The 18062-nt window shown below is 62.1% G+C and carries 14 protein-coding genes and 1 tRNA gene; 11 read left to right on the top strand and 4 right to left on the bottom strand.

The window, feature by feature from the left end; genetic code table 11:
* Positions 1–44 precede the first annotated feature (44 nt).
* The 8 genes from AC3QL3_RS12955 (at position 45) to AC3QL3_RS12920 (ending at position 10489) form a co-directional block, all read left to right on the top strand.
* Positions 45–683, top strand: coding sequence for a helix-turn-helix domain-containing protein (locus AC3QL3_RS12955; RefSeq protein WP_492894216.1), 639 nt, complete (start codon positions 45–47; stop codon positions 681–683).
* Positions 684–874: 191 nt separating this feature from the next.
* A complete protein-coding gene (locus tag AC3QL3_RS12950) occupies positions 875–2182 on the top strand; it encodes a hypothetical protein (protein ID WP_492894214.1) in 1308 nt (435 codons plus the stop codon).
* A gap of 245 nt (positions 2183–2427) precedes the next feature.
* Positions 2428–3276 carry a hypothetical protein gene (locus AC3QL3_RS12945; RefSeq protein ID WP_492894212.1) on the top strand — a complete coding sequence of 283 codons (849 nt, stop codon included), beginning with the start codon at positions 2428–2430 and terminating at the stop codon, positions 3274–3276.
* A gap of 186 nt (positions 3277–3462) precedes the next feature.
* Positions 3463–7104, top strand: a complete 3642-nt coding sequence (locus tag AC3QL3_RS12940; RefSeq protein ID WP_492894210.1) for a tape measure protein — start codon at positions 3463–3465, stop codon at positions 7102–7104.
* Positions 7104–7463 carry a hypothetical protein gene (locus tag AC3QL3_RS12935; RefSeq protein WP_492894208.1) on the top strand — a complete coding sequence of 120 codons (360 nt, stop codon included), beginning with the start codon at positions 7104–7106 and terminating at the stop codon, positions 7461–7463. Before AC3QL3_RS12940 ends, AC3QL3_RS12935 begins: the two co-directional genes overlap by 1 nt.
* Before the next feature lie 1042 nt (positions 7464–8505).
* Positions 8506–8934: a hypothetical protein gene (locus tag AC3QL3_RS12930; RefSeq protein ID WP_492894206.1), complete on the top strand. Its 429-nt coding sequence runs from the start codon at positions 8506–8508 to the stop codon at positions 8932–8934.
* A 59-nt stretch (positions 8935–8993) separates the two neighbouring features.
* Positions 8994–9278 carry a hypothetical protein gene (locus AC3QL3_RS12925; RefSeq protein WP_492894204.1) on the top strand — a complete coding sequence of 95 codons (285 nt, stop codon included), beginning with the start codon at positions 8994–8996 and terminating at the stop codon, positions 9276–9278.
* A gap of 428 nt (positions 9279–9706) precedes the next feature.
* Positions 9707–10489 (top strand): WD40/YVTN/BNR-like repeat-containing protein, encoded by a 783-nt coding sequence (locus tag AC3QL3_RS12920; protein ID WP_492894202.1) that lies wholly within the window; start codon positions 9707–9709, stop codon positions 10487–10489.
* 743 nt (positions 10490–11232) lie between these two features.
* On the opposite strand, the gene AC3QL3_RS12915 is transcribed toward AC3QL3_RS12920, so the two are convergent.
* Positions 11233–12072, bottom strand: coding sequence for an SEL1-like repeat protein (locus AC3QL3_RS12915; RefSeq protein ID WP_492894200.1), 840 nt, complete (start codon positions 12070–12072; stop codon positions 11233–11235).
* A gap of 201 nt (positions 12073–12273) precedes the next feature.
* Here AC3QL3_RS12915 and AC3QL3_RS12910 point away from each other — a divergent pair, with 201 nt between their 5' ends.
* Positions 12274–12447 carry a hypothetical protein gene (locus tag AC3QL3_RS12910; RefSeq protein WP_492894198.1) on the top strand — a complete coding sequence of 58 codons (174 nt, stop codon included), beginning with the start codon at positions 12274–12276 and terminating at the stop codon, positions 12445–12447.
* A gap of 355 nt (positions 12448–12802) precedes the next feature.
* Here AC3QL3_RS12910 and AC3QL3_RS12905 read toward each other — a convergent pair.
* Together AC3QL3_RS12905 and AC3QL3_RS12900 are read right to left on the bottom strand one after the other, a co-directional pair.
* Positions 12803–12879: transfer RNA gene (locus tag AC3QL3_RS12905), tRNA-Arg, on the bottom strand.
* Between the two features lie 66 nt (positions 12880–12945).
* Positions 12946–13599: a YidC/Oxa1 family membrane protein insertase gene (locus AC3QL3_RS12900; protein ID WP_492894196.1), complete on the bottom strand. Its 654-nt coding sequence runs from the start codon at positions 13597–13599 to the stop codon at positions 12946–12948.
* A 217-nt stretch (positions 13600–13816) separates the two neighbouring features.
* Between AC3QL3_RS12900 and AC3QL3_RS12895 the strand changes: the two genes are divergently transcribed.
* Together AC3QL3_RS12895 and AC3QL3_RS12890 are read left to right on the top strand one after the other, a co-directional pair.
* Entirely contained in the window at positions 13817–14395 is a 579-nt protein-coding gene (locus AC3QL3_RS12895; protein WP_492894194.1) for an ECF-type sigma factor, read from the top strand.
* Between the two features lie 11 nt (positions 14396–14406).
* Positions 14407–17052 (top strand): serine/threonine-protein kinase, encoded by a 2646-nt coding sequence (locus AC3QL3_RS12890; RefSeq protein ID WP_492894192.1) that lies wholly within the window; start codon positions 14407–14409, stop codon positions 17050–17052.
* Positions 17053–17068: 16 nt separating this feature from the next.
* Here the strand turns inward: AC3QL3_RS12890 and AC3QL3_RS12885 are convergent, their stop codons facing one another.
* Complete coding sequence (locus AC3QL3_RS12885; protein ID WP_492894190.1) at positions 17069–17929, bottom strand: hypothetical protein; 861 nt, start codon at positions 17927–17929, stop codon at positions 17069–17071.
* Positions 17930–18062: the final 133 nt, after the last annotated feature.

Genomic DNA, 18062 nt, shown 5'->3' with positions numbered 1-18062 from the left:
AGAAATCGCCCCGCTTGAGCGAACGACAGCGTCGATCCGCGAGCATGTCCCGAGACGCACGCGAGCAGTTGCGCGCCGATGCTGCAGAGCTTTGGGGCCGCACGCCCGGCCATGTCTGGGAGCCGAGCCGAGACGATCCCGTTGGGACTCCCGCAGCCAACACCTGGGCTCAGCCGCACTTCGCTGAGCACGCGGACTGGCTGAAGCGCAGGGCTACCGAGGCCTGGTCCGACCGATCCCGCATGCGGAACTGCGCGCAGGACTCCGAAGACCTCAATCGCATCCGAAGCGGCCTTGAGCGCCAGCTAGCGCACGCCAACGAACTGCACGTGCTGGTCACGGGCACATCCTCAATCGGAGTTGATCAGATGACCGATTTGAACGCCCCCATCATTCACGACAGCACTGGAGCAACCTCGATGCCAGCGGCCAACGTGCGGGACGCCGTGCGGCATGAAGCGACCGTCGTAGCGCTGAAGCCGCAGATTCGCTTAACAGCCAGTGGAATGACGGACGAGCGCGGAGCCGCCACCTACCTCGGCGTAGCCCCGCGCACGATGCGACGTTGGCGCGACAAGCAAACTGGTCCTGCCTACCACATCCTCGGCGGCCGAGTCTGGTACACGATCGAAGCGCTCGATCACTATCTGGAAATTTGCCGGCGAGATCCGCTCGCGGGATAGGCGGTTTTTGAGCGCGAAGGACCGAGGAGAACTAGCGTCGGGAGAACTAGTACGACATGCGTTTGCCATATCTCGCACTCCGAGCAGATAGCAGGCGATGCTGCAGCCTAGGGCCAACCCTAGATTTCCCGAGCTATCCAACATGCAACTATTGGTGAGAAATCGTTCCCGCCGCATCTAGGAAAGCAGCTATGGATTCGCTCAACGCTCTCAACACGGCAACCAAACGCCTTGATCAGCAGAACCTCGATCCCTCTGCCGCCGTAGCGGCCAATGCTCCACTGGCTCCTACGCTTCAGCCGAACGCTTCGGTAAGCGGCAATGCCAATACGGATCGAACCATTCAACAGGCGGCGCGCAATCCGCGCGGGGGTTCGGATTTCATCTTCGCTGATAGCGGTGTGCAACAGGATGACGCGACGACTGCGCGGGCGGTTGGACACGCTTTGGAGAGCGGCAAATCTCAGCCGGGCACAGGAATTACTGGCGACGACTTGGTGAAAGTCAGCGATCGCAACAATCTTGGGACCGGCGCTCTACGCATGATTCGTGGCCTTCAGAACGATCCGAGAGCCAACGAGCCGGGCGGATCGGTCGAGACGTTCGGGCGCGCTCTACTGGCTCGATCGGAGGACAAAGGTAGACCTGATGCCCAACGCGATGTGGATCGGTTGGGTGCCTATCAAGCTTTCACTTCTAGCAAGGAATTGATCGCGCGGAACCTCGGCTCGGACGATGAACGAGCGGCGGCATTCAAGACCCTCAACGAGTTCAATGCGAAATCTCCTTTCCAAGGCAATTCGAACAGTTCGAACCTCGCGATTCGCGATGCCGACAAAAAGGGATACCTGGAAACCTCCCTGGCCGGCCCCGCTCGGCTGTTCAACAACTACAGCAAGGAACTGACGGACGCTTCCACCAAGGGACTCACTCCGGATACGACGCCATTGCGGCAGTTCCTGGGGCACACTGTCTTCAGTCCGGAGGCACAAGGACTCAAGGTCGATGGCAAAGATTTGCAGGCATCGGCTCGCACGGCGCTCGGCGATGCGGCATCGGAAGTCTTCAAGGGTGTTGAAAACGGAGCGAACGGCTTCGAGAAAGGCATGGCCGCGCGACAGTTCGGCGCGCTCACGGGATCCGTGCTCGGGGGAGCCTACGAGGCGAAGAGCAGTTTCGAAAACGAGAACAAGTTCACCGAGGCGTCACGCAAGCAGTTCGGCGATCTCGTGACCTTGGGCATCAAGGACGTGGTTAAGGACGTTCCGGGCGCGGGACCCATCGTGAAGTTTGCGACGGATCAGGCCGGAAAGACGTTGATTGAGGGTCCTGCGAAACCCAGTTCGACCTTCGCCGACGAATTCAAACGAGCCAGTGCGGAGCAAGTCAATTCGTTGGATAAGGCACGTGGCGCAGACACGCAGCTCACCAATAGCTTCGATCAGGGATTCGACAACGTGATTAACGCTGTCCGTGTAGAGATCGACCTGAAGAAATAGGCAACCAGCGCGCCAATTGATTCTTTTCCACGTCGTGGCGGCTCAACGACCGCCTGGGCGTGACTTTGACGATTGCGAAGTCGGTACTAGCGTCCTCAACATCGGCCAGCCGTTAGTTATGCTCTAACTGAGCTGGTGATGCCAAGAAAATATTTTTGGCCACACACGGCCAATCGCGGCCATGCGCGGCCAGGTTCTCCCGAGCCACTCCTATCTTGAGAGTGGTCCACCAGGAGAACCCCGTAGTGAACGCAACCACCGCATCGCAAACCGTCGCACTTTCACCCGATGATGTTCAAGCGCGTATCGATGACGAACGCCGCCGCCTTTTGCTTGAGCAGAACGTAGAGCAAGAGCTCGCCGCTCAGCGAGTCGCCCCGCTTGAAGCCGGCGACGACGAAGCCCTCGATCGAGTCGAGTCGCAGATCAACGCCTCACGCCAACGCCAGTTCCGAATCCAGGAACGCATCGAACTGCTGGAGCGCCGGCACGTCGAGGCCATCGAAGCACAGAAGTCCGCAGGCTTAGACCTCCTCGCTGCTTGCGCGAACCGTGCCCGACTGCTGGGCGAATCTCTCATCCACGAGTACAGCAAGCTGGCCCCGCAGCTCGCCAGCATCCTCCAGCGCTTGTCCGTCGTCGACATCGCGATCGCGGACTACAACCGACGGCTGGATCGAGAGGGAAGGCCGCACGTCGCCTCGCCCAATGTCATTCGCGTTCGCCCGCGGCGCAGATGGACAGAGGTGGTGAAGAAAATGGTGAGCCCGGCCGAGCGGGGCCACCCTTGGTTCGGCAAGCCATACGTTCAATCCACAAACAGCCCAGAACTTTTCTCTCTCAAAGGCGAGACGATGAAGGGTGCTGTCGAGATCGAAGTTGAGGAAGAGCGAACCGACTGGGGTGACTCTCCCGTCCCCCTCTACGAAGCGGCGATCCTGCCTGACGTTGGCCCCGCTGAAGCGGATAAGGGCCTTGCGACCCTCTGGTCCAAAGACAGACGTCCGGACGACGCCGTCATCTCCGAAGTCCTGCAGCAGATCGAGAACGACGAAGCGATGGTCCCCAAACGGGGAAGACGGGCGACCTCCTGACCGGCAAACGCCGGGGTCCCTGAAAGAGGGAAACCGCATGCGGGGGGCCAGGACCGCAGCCTCTGACCGTTTTTCGGCCTTTTGGGACTTCAGCAGCATGTGGACGATCTCCCATTTTTTGTAAGGTATTGATCTGCAAGGGCTGAAGTTCCTCCTTTGGGCGCTTCGAGCGTCCTGGAGCAAATTGTGGCAACGAATTCCTACGAAGAAGTTTTAAAAATCGTCGTCCGGCAGGAAGGCGATTCGGAGCTTGGGAAGCTCGCAAAGTCCCTACTCGATGCAGGCAAGGCGGGTGGCGCCGCCGAGCGTGAGATCGAAGGCATGGCCGGGGCGCTGGCCAAGCTGTCTCAGCAGAAGGCCGCGGCCGACAACTTCAAGCGGCTGCAAGTTGAACTGCAGAAAACGACGCTGACGCTGACCGAAGCGAAGTCAGGCGTCGCTGCGCTGGAGACGCAGTTCGATCGCACCGACCAATCGAGCCGCAAGGTCGTTTCCGCATTCGCCAAGGCTGACCGGCAAGTTTCTCAACTGACCGAGAAACAGGCGGCCTTGCAGAAGGCCCTCAACGCCGCCTCGGCGGGACTGGTCAAAGCAGGCGTTGACGCCAATCGTCTGGCGGACGAAGAACGTCGCATCGCTGTCGAGTCCGACGCGGCAGCTCGTGCTGTGAAGCGCATCGGCGATCAGAGCGCAGCAGCCTCTGCGAAATCGGTTGAAGGCCTTGGCCGGCTTCGCACAGCGCTGGCGGGGCTCGCTGCCTTCGTGGGGCTGGAGAAGATCAAAGACGGTATCGTCGGTGTCGTCGATGCTGGCGAGCGCATTGACGATCTTCAGAAGCAGTTCGCAACGGCGTTCGGTGGGATCGAGGCAGGAGCGGTGGCGCTGCAGCGCGTACGCGACTTCGCCAAGACGGTGCCCAACTCGTTCGAGGAAGTCAGCGCCGCGGCGATCCGATTGCGGCAGCTGGGGTTCGATCCGCTCGATGGAACCTTGCAGGCACTGATTGACAATCAGCAAGCCCTCGACGCATCGCAGGAAGGTCTGATTGCAACCATCGAAGCGCTCGGCAAGGCAAACGTTCGCGGCGGCGTGAACATGCGCGCGCTGGTGTCGATTACCGAACAGGGCGTTCCGGTGTTCGATTTGCTCGGCAAAGCGATGGGCATCTCGGCCGATCGCGTGCGGCAACTGGCGAACGAGGGAAAGCTGGGCACCGACTCGATCAAGCTCCTCGTCACTGAGCTGGGCAAGCTGCGCGCAGGAGCGGCTGCTGACGAGCTGGGCGACTTCGATGCACAGATGACGAAGGTCAAGGACTCCGTACGGGAGTTCTTCGAACAGATCGCTCAGTCTGGCGCGCTCGATGTGTTTCGCGGCGAGCTCCGCGACTTGAACAACGAGGTTGCCGAAGCTGCTAAGTCCGGTCGACTGAAGGAACTGGCGAAGTCGGTCAGCGACGGAATCGTAGGCACGGCCAATGCGATCAAGACGGCCGTGCGGTTCGTCTACGACTACAGCGGCTCCTTGGTCGAACTCGGCAAGACCTATTTGCTGTTTCGCGGACTCAAGATCGCCAGCAAGTTTCTTGACGACGCTACGGCGATGCTCGCTGCCGCGAAGGCTGCCAAGACGGCAGCCGTGGAAGCAGGAACCGCCACAGGAACCTTCGGCAAGCTCGGTGTCGCGATTCGGTCGATCCCGTCCGGCATCAAGTTCGCTGTGTCAGCTGTCGCTGTGGACTTCGCCTTGACGCAAGTCGTTGCGCTCTACAACGCGATCAATGAATTGGAGGAGACGAGCCGGCGATCTCAGGAAGTCGACAAGGATCGAGCCGACACCTTCACCAAGCTCGGTGAGCGGATCGCCGCAGCCAAGAACGAATATCGCCAGTACGCCGACGTCGCCATCGCATCTGCCGAGCAACTGAAGCAGCAGGGCGCGGACCAGCTCCGCTCCTACGGCGACCAGCTTGCGGGCGCTCAACAGTACTACCGGGCGCTCGTCGCTGAGGCACGAGTCGCAAGGGACGAGGTGGCCCTCGCCGGCGCGAAGGAGAAGCTGGCCGAGGTTGAGACGGAGATCGCAGCGGTTAACGCGCAATTGGCCGTGACATCCGCGGTAGGCGCTTCCGCAGCCTCGGGTCTCACCGCCGGCGCGGCAGCAATGGTCGCCAAGCTGGGAGATGTGAAGGAGGACGCCAAGGCGGCAGCCGAAGTGATCGGGCAAGTGTTCGATGGCTTCGATCTGAAGAAGCCCACGCAGGACGTTGGGGACTTCGCGGTCGCGTTCGATGCAGTCGCAGCGCAGGGCGGCAAGGCAGCCGCTACGCTCGACGCGACGCTGTTGGAGTCGCTCAAGAAACTGTCCGGCGCGGATCTGCTGCGCTTCCAGACAACGGCGACGGCAGCGATCGATGCTGTCGGCGGAAACGCCGAGAAGAACAGCGCTGTACTGAGAGCTACTTTAGAAACTGCGCTCGATCGCCTTGGCGTCAAGGCGGAGGACACCGGCGCCAAGATCACGAAGTCGGGCGCCGATACGATCGCCATGTTCAATACCGTAGCGACCAACGCTCAGGCCAGTGCACAGACGATCGCCGCCGCCTTCGACTCGGCTCTGGCCGGCGTCAAGACCAAGGAGGAAGCGGAAGCCCTCGGCGCGGCTTTGAAGATCGCGGCACAGACCGGCCGCATCGGCTTTGGTGAGATGGCCGCCGCCGGGCGCGAACTGGACGAACGCATCCGGACCATCACGTCGAATCTGTCTCCGCTGAAGTCCCAATTCGACGTGCTCGGCATCCGCTCGCAGGCGCAACTCAACGCGGTTCGGGACAACGCCAGAGAGGCATTTGGTGCCATCGTCGAGGGGGCGCGGGAAGGAACCGCAGCGCAGGAAGATGTGGTGCGAGCCTTCAAGGCGTACGCCGACGCGGCACGCGCTGCTGTTGCGGACAGTAGCGAGGCGCAGCGGCAGCAGGTTGAGGACTATCTGGCAACGCAAGCATCGGTCTTCGGCCTGTCCGATGCGCTGTCCAAGGCGGGCGAGGCGGGCAAAGCGGCCGGTAACAAGACGGGCACCGCCTTTGGCGATGCCACCGACAAGATCGATGACGCTTCGGAAGCGGCCAACAAGTTGAAGGACAACGCTGAAGGGGCAGCCGATAGCGTGAGTGCGATCGGGAGCGCTGCTTCATCCACGTCTGGGAACCTGGCCGGAGCGCGATCCGAACTGCAGAGCGTCGTGATCCTCACGATCGAGCAGCAGCGCTTGTTGCGGAACGCCTGGGAGCTGTACGAGCGCGGCAGCGTAGGTGCCGAAGAATACGAGCGCCGCGTCCGCATCGCGATGACGGGCGTTGACGACTCGTTGCAGAAGCAGGAGGAAAGCCTTCGGCGGTTCCAGGACGCGATCGATGACGTCAACAGCCAGATCGCTCAGCTGTCCGGTGACGACACGGCCGACGAGTCCATCCGGCACGAGCGCCGGTTGCGAGATCTCAAGGACGAATTCGATACCGGTACGACCTACACCACGGAGCAGTACCGGCAGCTGGTCGACGCAGAGAACAAGCTCCACGACCTGAAGCTTGAGAACCTTCGAAAGCAGCAGACAGAGAACTCTACGCGCCCCGATGCTGCCGCCGCCTCGAATCGAGAAGCCACTGCAGGCCCAGGGAAAGGAGCCGGTTCCGTGCCCGCGCCTTCAAACTTCAGCGTCGCGGTAAACGTGCAGGGCGATGTCATCGGCGGATCGGCAGACACGATCGCCGAGAAGCTCGCGCGCCTCGTACGGCCCGAGCTGCAGAAAATTGAAGCCAGGAGTCGATGATGGACGAAACCAGCGAGGCAAGTACCAGCCTTCGAGCCGATAACCCGGCGGACGTTGCCAAGGCCCTAAATGCGCTGAACGAAGCCTTGGATAGTTTGAACAAAAACATGATGGCCGTGACTGGCGTCATCGCGGCCACCATCGGCTTGGCCGCAAGATTGAATCCAAAGCTTCGCGAGGCTGCCGATGACGGAATTCAATGCGTTCGTACCGTGATGCCCGGCCTCGCTCTCGTGGACTTTTTCGAGACTATGGTGCACATGGCATCAGCACGGCCGCCCACTGACGGAGACGGTCTGCCGATCGATGCTGCCGCCATGGCGGAGAACATCATCGCGTTTCGACGCAAGGCGGGCTGACGAGCGTGCGCAGCTCTGGAAGCAGCCCAGCACGCCCATTGCGGTACGACGTCTGCGCGGACTTCTGGCGCCGTCACGGTGACGGACACCGACACGCTGTTTCTGTTCCGCAATGGCTTCGACTAGGCGCTGAGCAGAGCACTGCTCGCGCGCGGCCAAAAGACACACCGCGCCATCGGTTAGCGAGATGACAACGACGCTCTCCGTAGACGAGCGTGGCGCCTCTATCAGTTTGGACTCTGCTTCAGCGCCACAGGGTGTTGGCGAGGCGCGACAGGGGTGGCCCGAACCTCATTCTCGGCCGCGGCAAGCGCTTTGAACGTCGCGCGATCGCTCACGGGCGAAGCGATGGGTCCGCATCTGCTGACGTAACGGTGCCTCTTTTCAATCTTCATCTGAACAACTCTTCGATCATGCGCATAGATAAGGGACATCGTACTTCATCTGGTGTGGCGTAGGCCCGACGATCTCGCCATTGATTTCGGTCCACGCAACTCCATGTCAAAGCGCGACGAGGTTGCAACGACCTCTTTCCTTCTTCCATATCGAACGCTGCGGGCGCACGCTGATCCACGTGCAGTTCGCTCTCTGGTCGCATCGACCTACCGTTCATGATGGTACCGATACCTTGCGCCTGATCTCGCAATTCTCGAGAGATTGGACCATGGGTACGCATACCATTGAACAGCGACGCATGCGCTGTTTCGCGACATTCACGACTTCGGCCCCCGCAGAAGAGATTCGAGTGCTGTTGCAGGAAGACAGGAACTGTAATGGTGCCGAGATACGCACTGTCTGCGACGTTCCTGCGGCGGCGGGTAGGTTTGATATCTACGCCGACGAAAACCGCTTGAACGCGGCGGTCCACACGACTGCATCAGTGTTGTTGGCGCTGGACTCAGCTTCCGATCGGGGCCTGCTGCGTGACTTTCGGGTCTTAGCAGGTGCGCGACTTTCAGCCCCCGGAGCGCGAAGGCGACGCTGGAAAACTTGTCGGTACTATCGCAATCCGAGAGAACAAATAGGAGCGTGATGGAGAACAATGACGCTGACGATCATGTCGGCTTTCGAATCACGAAGTGAACCGCTCCAGAGGAGGACAAGAGACATGGTGACGAAAACAGAAGCAACGATCAGCGATGCGATTGAACAATTCGCGCGAGCGCGGGACAGCCTTTCCACCATGCTCCGAGACATGCTGAATGGCGTTTCCAGGCAGAGCGCAGCAGGGGTGGAGTCAGCAATCGCATTCCGCGACGAAGCGCTCGCGCAATTGAACCGGGCGAACCGCTCCACGCGGCGCGCCGTGTCGAATCATCCTGTGGAGACAGCAATCTTGGTGGGGTTGATTGGGTTCTCAGCCGGCTGGGTCATCAAGCACATGTATGCACGCCGAAATCGCGACTCGACTTCGAGCGCTGTTAAGACCGCGCGCCCGGCTCGTCGAGCGCGTGCGCCACGTGGGAGCTAAGGCGCATGCGTGCTGATCTTGCCGCCAAGTCACAGATGCGTCTTCGCTGAGTCTCTGCCATGAAGCGTTCGTTGAAGGAAGCCGGAACTCTGGAAGTTGGGTCTCTACTAGGAGACTTAAGAGTGCTCGCCAAGACGTTGCGTTCTCACGCCGCTGCTGACGACGTTGCCGTCTGGACCAACGTTGGAGGTGAAGTCTTTGTGAGTCACGCGAGCGGGGCTCCGGCGCTCACACCGGAGTTGTTCGTCGGAAACTATGGGCTGGGCATCAATGCCAATCAGATCTACGATGACCTAACGACCCTACGTAACGAGCGGATCGCTGGCTCGATCATCTTTCCATGAGGAATGCGCGGGCTGGGAGCCTCCCAGTCCGTGCCCTTAAGAAGGAATTCGGCCTGTGCGACTTGGGCCTAAGGATGCGGATTTACTGCATGCGCTAAGATTTATTCTATAAGCGCCTATTTTAAGAAGAAATCTTACACCACATAAGTGGTAGGAATCCATCCAGAAAACGGGATGTTAATACAGAAGACGTTTATAGCCAATCTATGATCTTGTCGCAAACCGAGTACAAAGAACATTTCCACAGCTACCACATCATCGATTGCGTGGTCCGAGATAGGAATATTCTCTACTGGACACTTCTATCGACTTACGACCACTCAAAGCCTGCGCCACCGCCCCACGAAAGAACCACCAGCATCGTCTCATGCTTTCTAGACGAGCCGGAGGATGCTTGGGGCTGGACACGCATGACAGGGATGTCCCTCATGAACGCCGGAGCCTCGCTTAAACCAGATTCCCGATTCGTTGGAGTTGACCTCGCCGGCCATGTTTACGTCATTGGTGGAGGTGAGAATCGCTTAGAGAAGGATATCCCAAATGGAAAGCTGGAAGCGTCGAGGGGCGCTATAACGCGACTAAAGACTCTATTCGGCTGCCTCTACGCTTGCGGAGGTCTACGCAGCCTTTGCTATCGTGAAGGAGCGGAAACCTGGTTGGCTGTCGGGGGAAATCCGCCACTACCGTCAAAAAAGGAAGCCCATAATCGAGTTTGCGGCTTCAATGACTTCGACGCGTTTTCGGTCAATGACATTTATTGCGCGGGTGATCGAGGTAACGTCTGGCACTGGAACGGCAAGACATGGCGCCGCGTGGCCTTCCCCTCCAACATGTACTTGGAATCCGTGTGCTGTGGCAGCGATGGTTATGTCTACATCGGCGCCCAATCCGGCAACGTCTGGCGTGGCCACGATGATCGCTGGGAACTCTTCCACGAAGACAGCCTGAGCCTGCCATTTAGGGACATGGTCTGGTTCGCTGATACGCTTTGGGCGACCAGCGACTATGGCCTGTGGCAGTTGCGCGACGGCAAGATCGTCAAAGCTGACGTGCCCATTGCGATCAGCAACTCCAGCGGCAACCTCTCCGTCAACGATGGTGTGATGCTATTGTCCGGCGAGTACGGCGCTGCGTTGCACGACGGCAACGAATGGACGCTCTTGTTCGATCTGGCGACGCTTCGTTCCGAACACGCCAAGAAATCAACGTAACTCAATGAGGATGGGATGGCATCCCAATTCTGTCAGCCGACCCTACAACAACGGACCCATCGTCGCCTTCTCGATGGATGTCGACTAAGACGGCGGCGACTACGGGAAGCCGATGATCCACTTCCAGGCTGGCGAGGTTCCAGACCTAGACTGACTTAGGCGCTTTTCTTGCCGCTGGTGCGATTGCGCCCCCGCAACTCACGCCGACCAACAGTCGGCGCGAGTCCTACAGTGTTCCCGACGGAATACTTATTGAGGCGGGTAGACAATGACGATGGGCTTCGGGTTGCCGCCACCACCACCGCAGTTTCCGTAGCAACCGCCCGGAGGATTCGACCCGCCCGGCCCAGAGCCACCGTTGCCGGGGCCCGAATCGTTACCGCCGCCGCCACTGCCTGGCGGTCTGATGAGCGGCGGCAAATCAGGCACCTCGCCCGGTGGGGTCTGCTCTCTTCGATTGCTACCTGCGTATTTATTGTCTTGCTGCTTTGTGTAATCCGTACACATGCTGCCGTTGCAGATAATAACTACATCCCCGATTGCGACTCCCGGGTTCAATCTTGCTAGCGCATCTGCCGCGCTAGCATCCGGATTTGGGGCTGCTACCGAACACGCCCCGGTACATCCGTACGGACCCCAGCCAGCGGCGATCACCAAACCAATTACTCCAGCCGTCGCTAGCCCAACTACCAGCGACAAATTGCGTTTCCTCATGATCATGCTCTCCCTGATGTGCTCGTAAGCTATCTACAGCATTGATTGAAGATGCTACTGCCAATACTCTTTGCCTTATTTATTTGGTCGGGTGAAAGTTCTCCTTCAAACATGGTGGATGGGTCGGTCAAATCTGGTCGAACTAGGGTCGCTGCATATCTGTACGCGTAGGCCAGCTGGAGATTCTTTTCTGAGTTGACTCCGTCGGAGTAGGCGCCGGAAAGCGAGATCATGGCCTCGACACTCCCTTGGGAGGCCGCGTTTGTCAGCAATGACAAAGCCTTCTCTTTGTATTCCTGTACTCCTCTGGGATCGCGGAACATGTCCTCAGGGGTAATCAGGTCTGATGCGGAATTCCAGTACAAAAGCTGCGCCGCCAGAACACCCTTCTCCGCAGCACGCTGAAGCCAAAGTCTTGCTTCGTTGGCGTCTGAAACGTCGACTCCTTTGCAGCGATCGGGCGCGGCATCTGCGGCACCGTATCCGCTGGGCTTCCCCTTGTTTACAAGAAGGCAATCGAGAAGGAGCCGAGACAACGTGTAAGCAGATTCAGCGTCGCCGTTTTTGGCGCGCTCACGAAGATCAGGGATCAACGAGCCATAGTCGCCTCGCGGCGGCTCGATGTTGATAGGTGCATCACGGGTTGAGTGGGCGCGCTCAGGGGCGGCTTTGGCCTGCGCAGGGACGGATCGAGTGGCCGCTCCCACCTGAGGGCTATCCAATTGCGCGGGAGGGCGCGTGCTTGCCGAAGGCGGCAGTGCGTCTCTTTGGGCCGGAAGCTCGGGATGGGCTCGGCCGAGAAAGAATAATGCGACTGCGATCGCACCGATACCAGCGCTTACGTAGAGAAGACTGCGATTCCTGTCCATACGTATCTCCTTGGCCGAGCACTCTATCGGCACTTCGCGGACTTAGTATGGCCGTAACGGAATGTTGCAGTTAAGCCTGCTTCCAGTCCCGAGACTGCCTGACCGCGCAGAACCGCCGCTGGGTTCTTGGAGTACGAGCGGGAGCAGGCAAGGAAACGTATGTCCGCGGGGGGGGGCGATAGGAAATCGGGTGTGGGGAATTTGTCCACCCCGATCCAGGAGCCCGGCCGCGCTCGTGACAAGGCTGGCGCGCGCATGGGTGTCTCAGGCCAGACCGTGCACGCCGCATCCAAGGTGATCGAGCAAGCAGTCCCCGAAATCATCGAGAAGTGCAAGTTCGGAGAGATGGCTTTGAACGAAGCGAAGCGCGCGTGATTGATCTGAACCCGGTGGCAAGCGGCAACGCAGAACCTAGCCGTCAGAACTAGATCTTTCCAGGATCCGCGACGACGAGTATGCCCCGCGGTGACGGCCACCATCTGTAACAACGAGGTTGGGCGGTTCCCCAGGCATCGAATTCCCCGCGCCAAGTGCTCGATCCGCAGTTGCTCTTTGCGACGAACTCTTGAACGGTGAATTCTTTCTCAAGGGATACCCCGCTGCGAGCCCATTGTGCGTCGGGAATGTTGTTGAGCCACGAAAAGTCCGTCATGTCGTCTCCGCGCACTTACCCAACACTTACGCAGTAATCCAAGGGGGTTGGGCTAAGTTCGTAAGATATTGAAAACATTGGCGACCCCGGCCCGATTTGAACGGGCGACCTCGCCCTTAGGAGGGGCGCGCTCTATCCAGCTGAGCTACGGGGCCGCGGTGGCGGCAGGCGCGGCGGCAATGATATCCGGCTCGGGCGATTTCGCGCAGCGCCCGGTTTCGTCAGCACCGCGGCCGCCGCTTGCGCGGAGCGGGCGTCGGACGGCGCAGCAAGCCGCGCAGGGCGAACGCGTGCAGCACGCTGAACGCGTTCGAGGTGGCCCAGTAGACGCCGAGTGCGGACGGCGCGAACGCCAAGGTCAGCACCGACACGGCAACCGGCACGAGGATCAACATTGGTGTGTTGGCGGTTTCCGGCAGCAGCATCATGCCGACGTACATGAACGTGCCCGCGAGCAGGGCAAGCAGAAAGTCCGGCTTGGCGAGATTGGCGATCCAGAGGAAGCGCGACTCGAACGCGAGCTTGTGCAGAGCCTGAAACAGCCCGAGTCCGAACACCGTCTGCGCGCCGGCGTTGAACAGGCCGAGCCTGCCGAAGAAGCGAACATCGTGTTCGCGATAGAGCGCGAGAGTGCGTGCGGCGCGTTGGCCGGGATCGTCCTTGTAGCGTTCCTGCAGACGATCGAGCGATGGCTTCAGCCGTGCGAGAGCGAGCCGTCCTTGCTGCGCCTGATAAGCCGCGGCGAGGGAGAGCGGGGACAGCGCGATGCGCGCGAGCAAGGTGAGCACGACGATCGCCGCGGCTTCGGACAAGCCGAACGAAGCGGCCAATCCCTGCATCGCGCTCGCCAACAGATCCGTCCAAGCGGTCCACATAGGAAGCTCCGAAGGTTTGCCGGGAAGCGGAGTATGTGGAAGCGTCCTGCGCCCGCCAACGTCCAGAGGTCATGTCGGCCGGCGCGCGAAGCTCCGCACGCGCGAAGGACGAACCACAGCGCGCTCGCGATCGGCGCGAACGTTCAGCGCGACGCGAACGGCAGCGACGCGGCCCTCGCAGGCTTGCAAACGGATAGTCGATCCGGTACATGGCGGCATGGTCGACGCCGGCGGCGATATCACGGGTCTGCTGCAGCGCTGGCAGCAGGGCGAAGCAGGCGCGGAAGACGCTCTGGTCACCCGTCTCTATCCGTTGTTGCGCCGCCTCGCCGCGCATCGATTGCGGCGTAGCGAGACGATGACCTGGCAGCCGACCGATCTGGTCGGCGAGGCCTACGTGAAGTTGTTCGAACAGCAGGCCGAGTTCAGCAACCGCGCTCATTTCCTGGCGATCGCGGCGCGCGTCATGCGCCGAGTCGTCGCCGATCATTTTCGCGAGCGGCATGCGCAGAAGCGCGGCGGCGACATGCGTCCGGTCAGTCTGGAGGACGTCGACGGCGGAGCAAGCCCCGCGGCCGCCCAATACGTCGATCTGATCGAAGTGGACAATCTGTTGGACGAATTGTCGAGCGTCGACCCGCGCTGCGCGCAGGTGGTCGAGCTGCGCTATTTCGCCGGCATGACCGTAGAGGAGGTCGGCATCGCGCTCGGCTTGTCGGAACGGACGGTCAAGCGCGCTTGGCATTTCGCGCGTGCATGGCTGCACAGCCGGCTGCAGCCGCTTGCTTCCCTTTGAGCGGACCCCTCGTGTCGAACCCCTCCGCTCGCGATACCGAAGAGGCGGCCGAACGCGGCGAGTGGCAGCAGGTCAAGGCTCTGTTCGAAACCTTGGAAGCGCTTCCCGCCGACGAACGCGAACGCCGGCTGCATGCGCTCGGCGCCGGTCACACCGAACTCCTCGCGCAGGTGCGCACATTGCTGCGCTCGCACGATGCGTTACCGGCCACCGGTGACGACCGCGTAGCCGCAGGGGTCGGCCGCGCTCTGGACGGTCTGTGGCCAGAGGTCGAGCCCGGCCGGCGCTTCGGTGCCTTCGTCGTGACGGCCGAGATCGGCCGCGGCGGCATGGGCGCGGTGTATCGGGCCGAGCGCGCCGACGGCACCGTCACGCAGCGCGTCGCGTTGAAGGTGGTGGCGCGCGCCGGACTGGATGCGCAGGCCTCGTTGCGCCTCGCGCAGGAGCGCCGTGTGCTGGCCGCGCTCGAGCATCCCAACATCGCGCGGCTGATCGATGCCGGCGAAGACGATTCGGGCGTGCCGTACTTCGCGATGGAATACGTCGACGGCGTCGCACTGACGGCGTACTGCGACCAGCGCGCGCTGCCGTTGCCGGACCGGCTGCGTCTATTCCGGCAGGTTTGCGCGGCCGTGCAGTACGCGCATGCCAACCTCGTGGTGCATTGCGATCTGAAGGCCGCGAACATCCTGGTCGGTGAGAGCGGCGTTCCCAAGCTGCTCGACTTCGGCATCGCCACTTCGCTCGGCGAGGATCGCCGCAGCGGCCCGCACAGCACCTTCTTGTCTCCGCATGCGGCCGCGCCCGAGCAGTTCCGCCACGAGCCGTGCAGCGTGGCCACCGACGTGCATGCGCTCGGCGTGCTGCTGTGCGAACTCGTCTGCGGTACACGGCCGTACGGCTCGGAGCGAGCCAGCTTCGCCGAGATCGAGCGGGAAGTGCTGAACGATCCGCCGCGCCTGCCGAGCCGTCACGTCAGCGCGGCATCGGCCGCGCAGCGCGGGGCATTGCGCGCTTCGGCGCTGCAGGCTCGCCTGCGCGGCGACCTCGACGCGATCGTGGCGAGAGCGCTGCAGAAAGAACCGCGCCTGCGTTACGCCTCGGTCGACCATCTCGACCGCGACATCGCGCTCCATCTCGACCTGCGGCCGATCAGCGTGCGCCGCGCGCAACCGGCGTATCGCGCCGCGAAATTCATCCGGCGCAACGCGTTGTCTACGGTTCTTGGTGTGTTGTTGGTCGCGATCGTGGTCGGCTTCATCGTCTCGATCGGTCTTAAGAATCGTCAGCTCGCGCAGGAGCGCGATCAGGCGCAGCGGCGCGAGCAGGAGGCGCAGTTCGAACGCGCACGCGCGCAACGGGTGGCGGATTTTCTGGTCGGCCTGTTCCAATCGACCGAGCCCGAGCGCGCCCGCTCGCCCGCGGTCAGCGCGGTCGAGTTGCTGCAGCGCGGTCAGCGGCTACTGGAGACCAGCCTGCGCGACGAACCGTCGATGCGCGCGACCCTGCTCGCCACCATCGGCGACGCCTATTTCGCGCTCGACGATCTCGATGCCGCCGAGCGGCTCGCGCTGGCCGCATCGAGTTTGCGCGAAGCGGCGCAACCGCCGGTTGCGGCGGAGCGGGCCGGCAGCTTGCGCCAGCTCGCGCGCTTGGCCAACCAGCGCGGTCGTTACGCGGAAGCGCTCGAAAAAGTTGGGCGTGCGAACGCGCTCGACAGTTCGCCGCCTGCCGACGATCGCGCCGCCGCACTCGCGATCGAAGCGACGGCGCTCGAAGGGCTGGCGCGGCCGCAAGAAGCCGTCGCCCTGCGTCGTCAAGGGCTGCAGATCTGCGAGCGCCTGTACGGCGAGACGGACGTGCGCACGCTGCGTGCCGCGATGCGATTGGCGTTCGCTTTGCGCGCAGCCGGTGAAGTCGACGAGGCGGCTCGCATCATGTCGGAAAATCTTCCGCGCAGTCGCTTCACCCTGCCGGGGGACGAAGTTCTGCTCGGCGAAGCCTCGCTCGATCTGGCCATCTTCGCGCGCGAACACGGCGATCCGGCGAAGGCGCGCCCACTCGCCGACGACGGGCTGGCGATCTATCGGCGCATCTACGGCGACACCAGCTCGCAGGCCGCCGCGGCGATGAACACGCTGGCGACGATCGAGCAGGCGGCCGGCGACTACGGCCGCGCGCGCGCCTTGTTCGAACAAGTGCTCACGATCAAGCGCGCGGTCTTCGGCGCCGCCAGTCCGCAGGCCGCGGCGGCGGAGTACAACGTCGGCCTGCTGCTACTGCTGCGTCTGCACGATGCGCGTGCGGCGGAAGCGCATTTGCGCGAAGCGGTGGAGATCGCGGCCAAAGTCCTGCCGGCGACGCACGCGAACCTTGCCGGCTACCGGCTCGGTCTCGGCTCGGCGCTGCGCGACCTGCACCGGGACGCCGCTGCCGCGGACGTATTGAACGAGGCCCTGCGCGGCTTCGAAGCGAACAAGGCGCCGCGCGGCATCAACCTGGCGCTGGCGCGCGGCGAGTTGGCTTGTTTGAGACCAGCGGGTTCGCGCGATCCCGCCGCCGTGGCGCAACTCGACCAAGCGCTCGAAACGCTGGACCGATTCCTGCCGCAGGATCCGCAGGCCGAGCGCCTGCGTGAGTGCCGCAAAGGGCGCTGAGGCGCGGCCGCTGCGGTCAGTGGAACGGCGGGTCGAAGGTATAGAACGTCGTCATGCCCGGACCCTGCAAGTTGCCGTGGATCACGCCGCTACGCAGGCGCAAGGGCAGGTTCTGGGCGCTTTGCAGGTCCGACGACATCGCATAGTCGGCGACGATCCTGGCTTTACTTTGCGCATTCCAATCGAAGACTTCGGCGGTCACGCCCAAGACCTGCCAATTCCGTTGCGGCAACAGCTCGATACGCAGCTGGTGCGCCGTGGTCGCGATCGCCAACAGGTTTTCTTCGACGATCGGCGGCGGCGGAGTGCCGTCCGTACTCGACCAGTCGGCTGCGGCGTCCAGCCAGACCAAGTGCAGGGCGAGGCGATTGTCGGGGTAGCGAACCAGGTTTCCGGCCAGGACGCGGTCGGCGTTGGCGCTCGAAAAGCTGTCGGCCGCGCCCGAGGTCTGTTGCCGGATGCCGAGCTCGAACACCGTCACTTCTTGCGCGCTGGCGGCGGGCTTCAAACCCAAGTGGTCGAGATCGAGTGTGAAACCGAGCTTGCTGCTGCTGACGACCTCTCGAACGCTCATGTCGTAGTCGGAATAGTCCGCTTCGATCGCGTTGGGGTCGATCACGTCCGTCGATGGGTTGCGATAGGTGACGCGGGTCTGCTGGCACGGGGCGCCGGTCGGAGAGGTCGGCTCGTTGTCGCAGAATCCGTACGCTTGCGCGCCGGCGGCCGCGACGGCGAACGCCGAGCCCACGCACCAGCGAACGAACCCCGGGGCGAGTCGTTGCAGAAGCGGTCGAGTAGCCGCCGCAGCGGCTGGAGCCGGCTTGATCGCGGCGCCGCGTGAGGAGACGATGTGCAACGTACGAAGAAGCGCTTGCATAGGACGCGTGCTCCGCTCGCGATCGAGCCTGGGTTTTGATCGAGCGCGGGCGAGGGGAGGCCGCGCGCCGCCGCCGAGCATACATCCGGCTCTGCCACGGTGCGATGCTAGAATCCGCGGCCGCCGGCGCCAG

It is taken from the genome of Dokdonella sp. GW821-FHT11D02, from assembly GCF_058808595.1.
The sequence above is the reverse complement of the archived record's forward strand: the minus strand, read 5'-3'. Positions and strand labels throughout refer to the sequence as shown.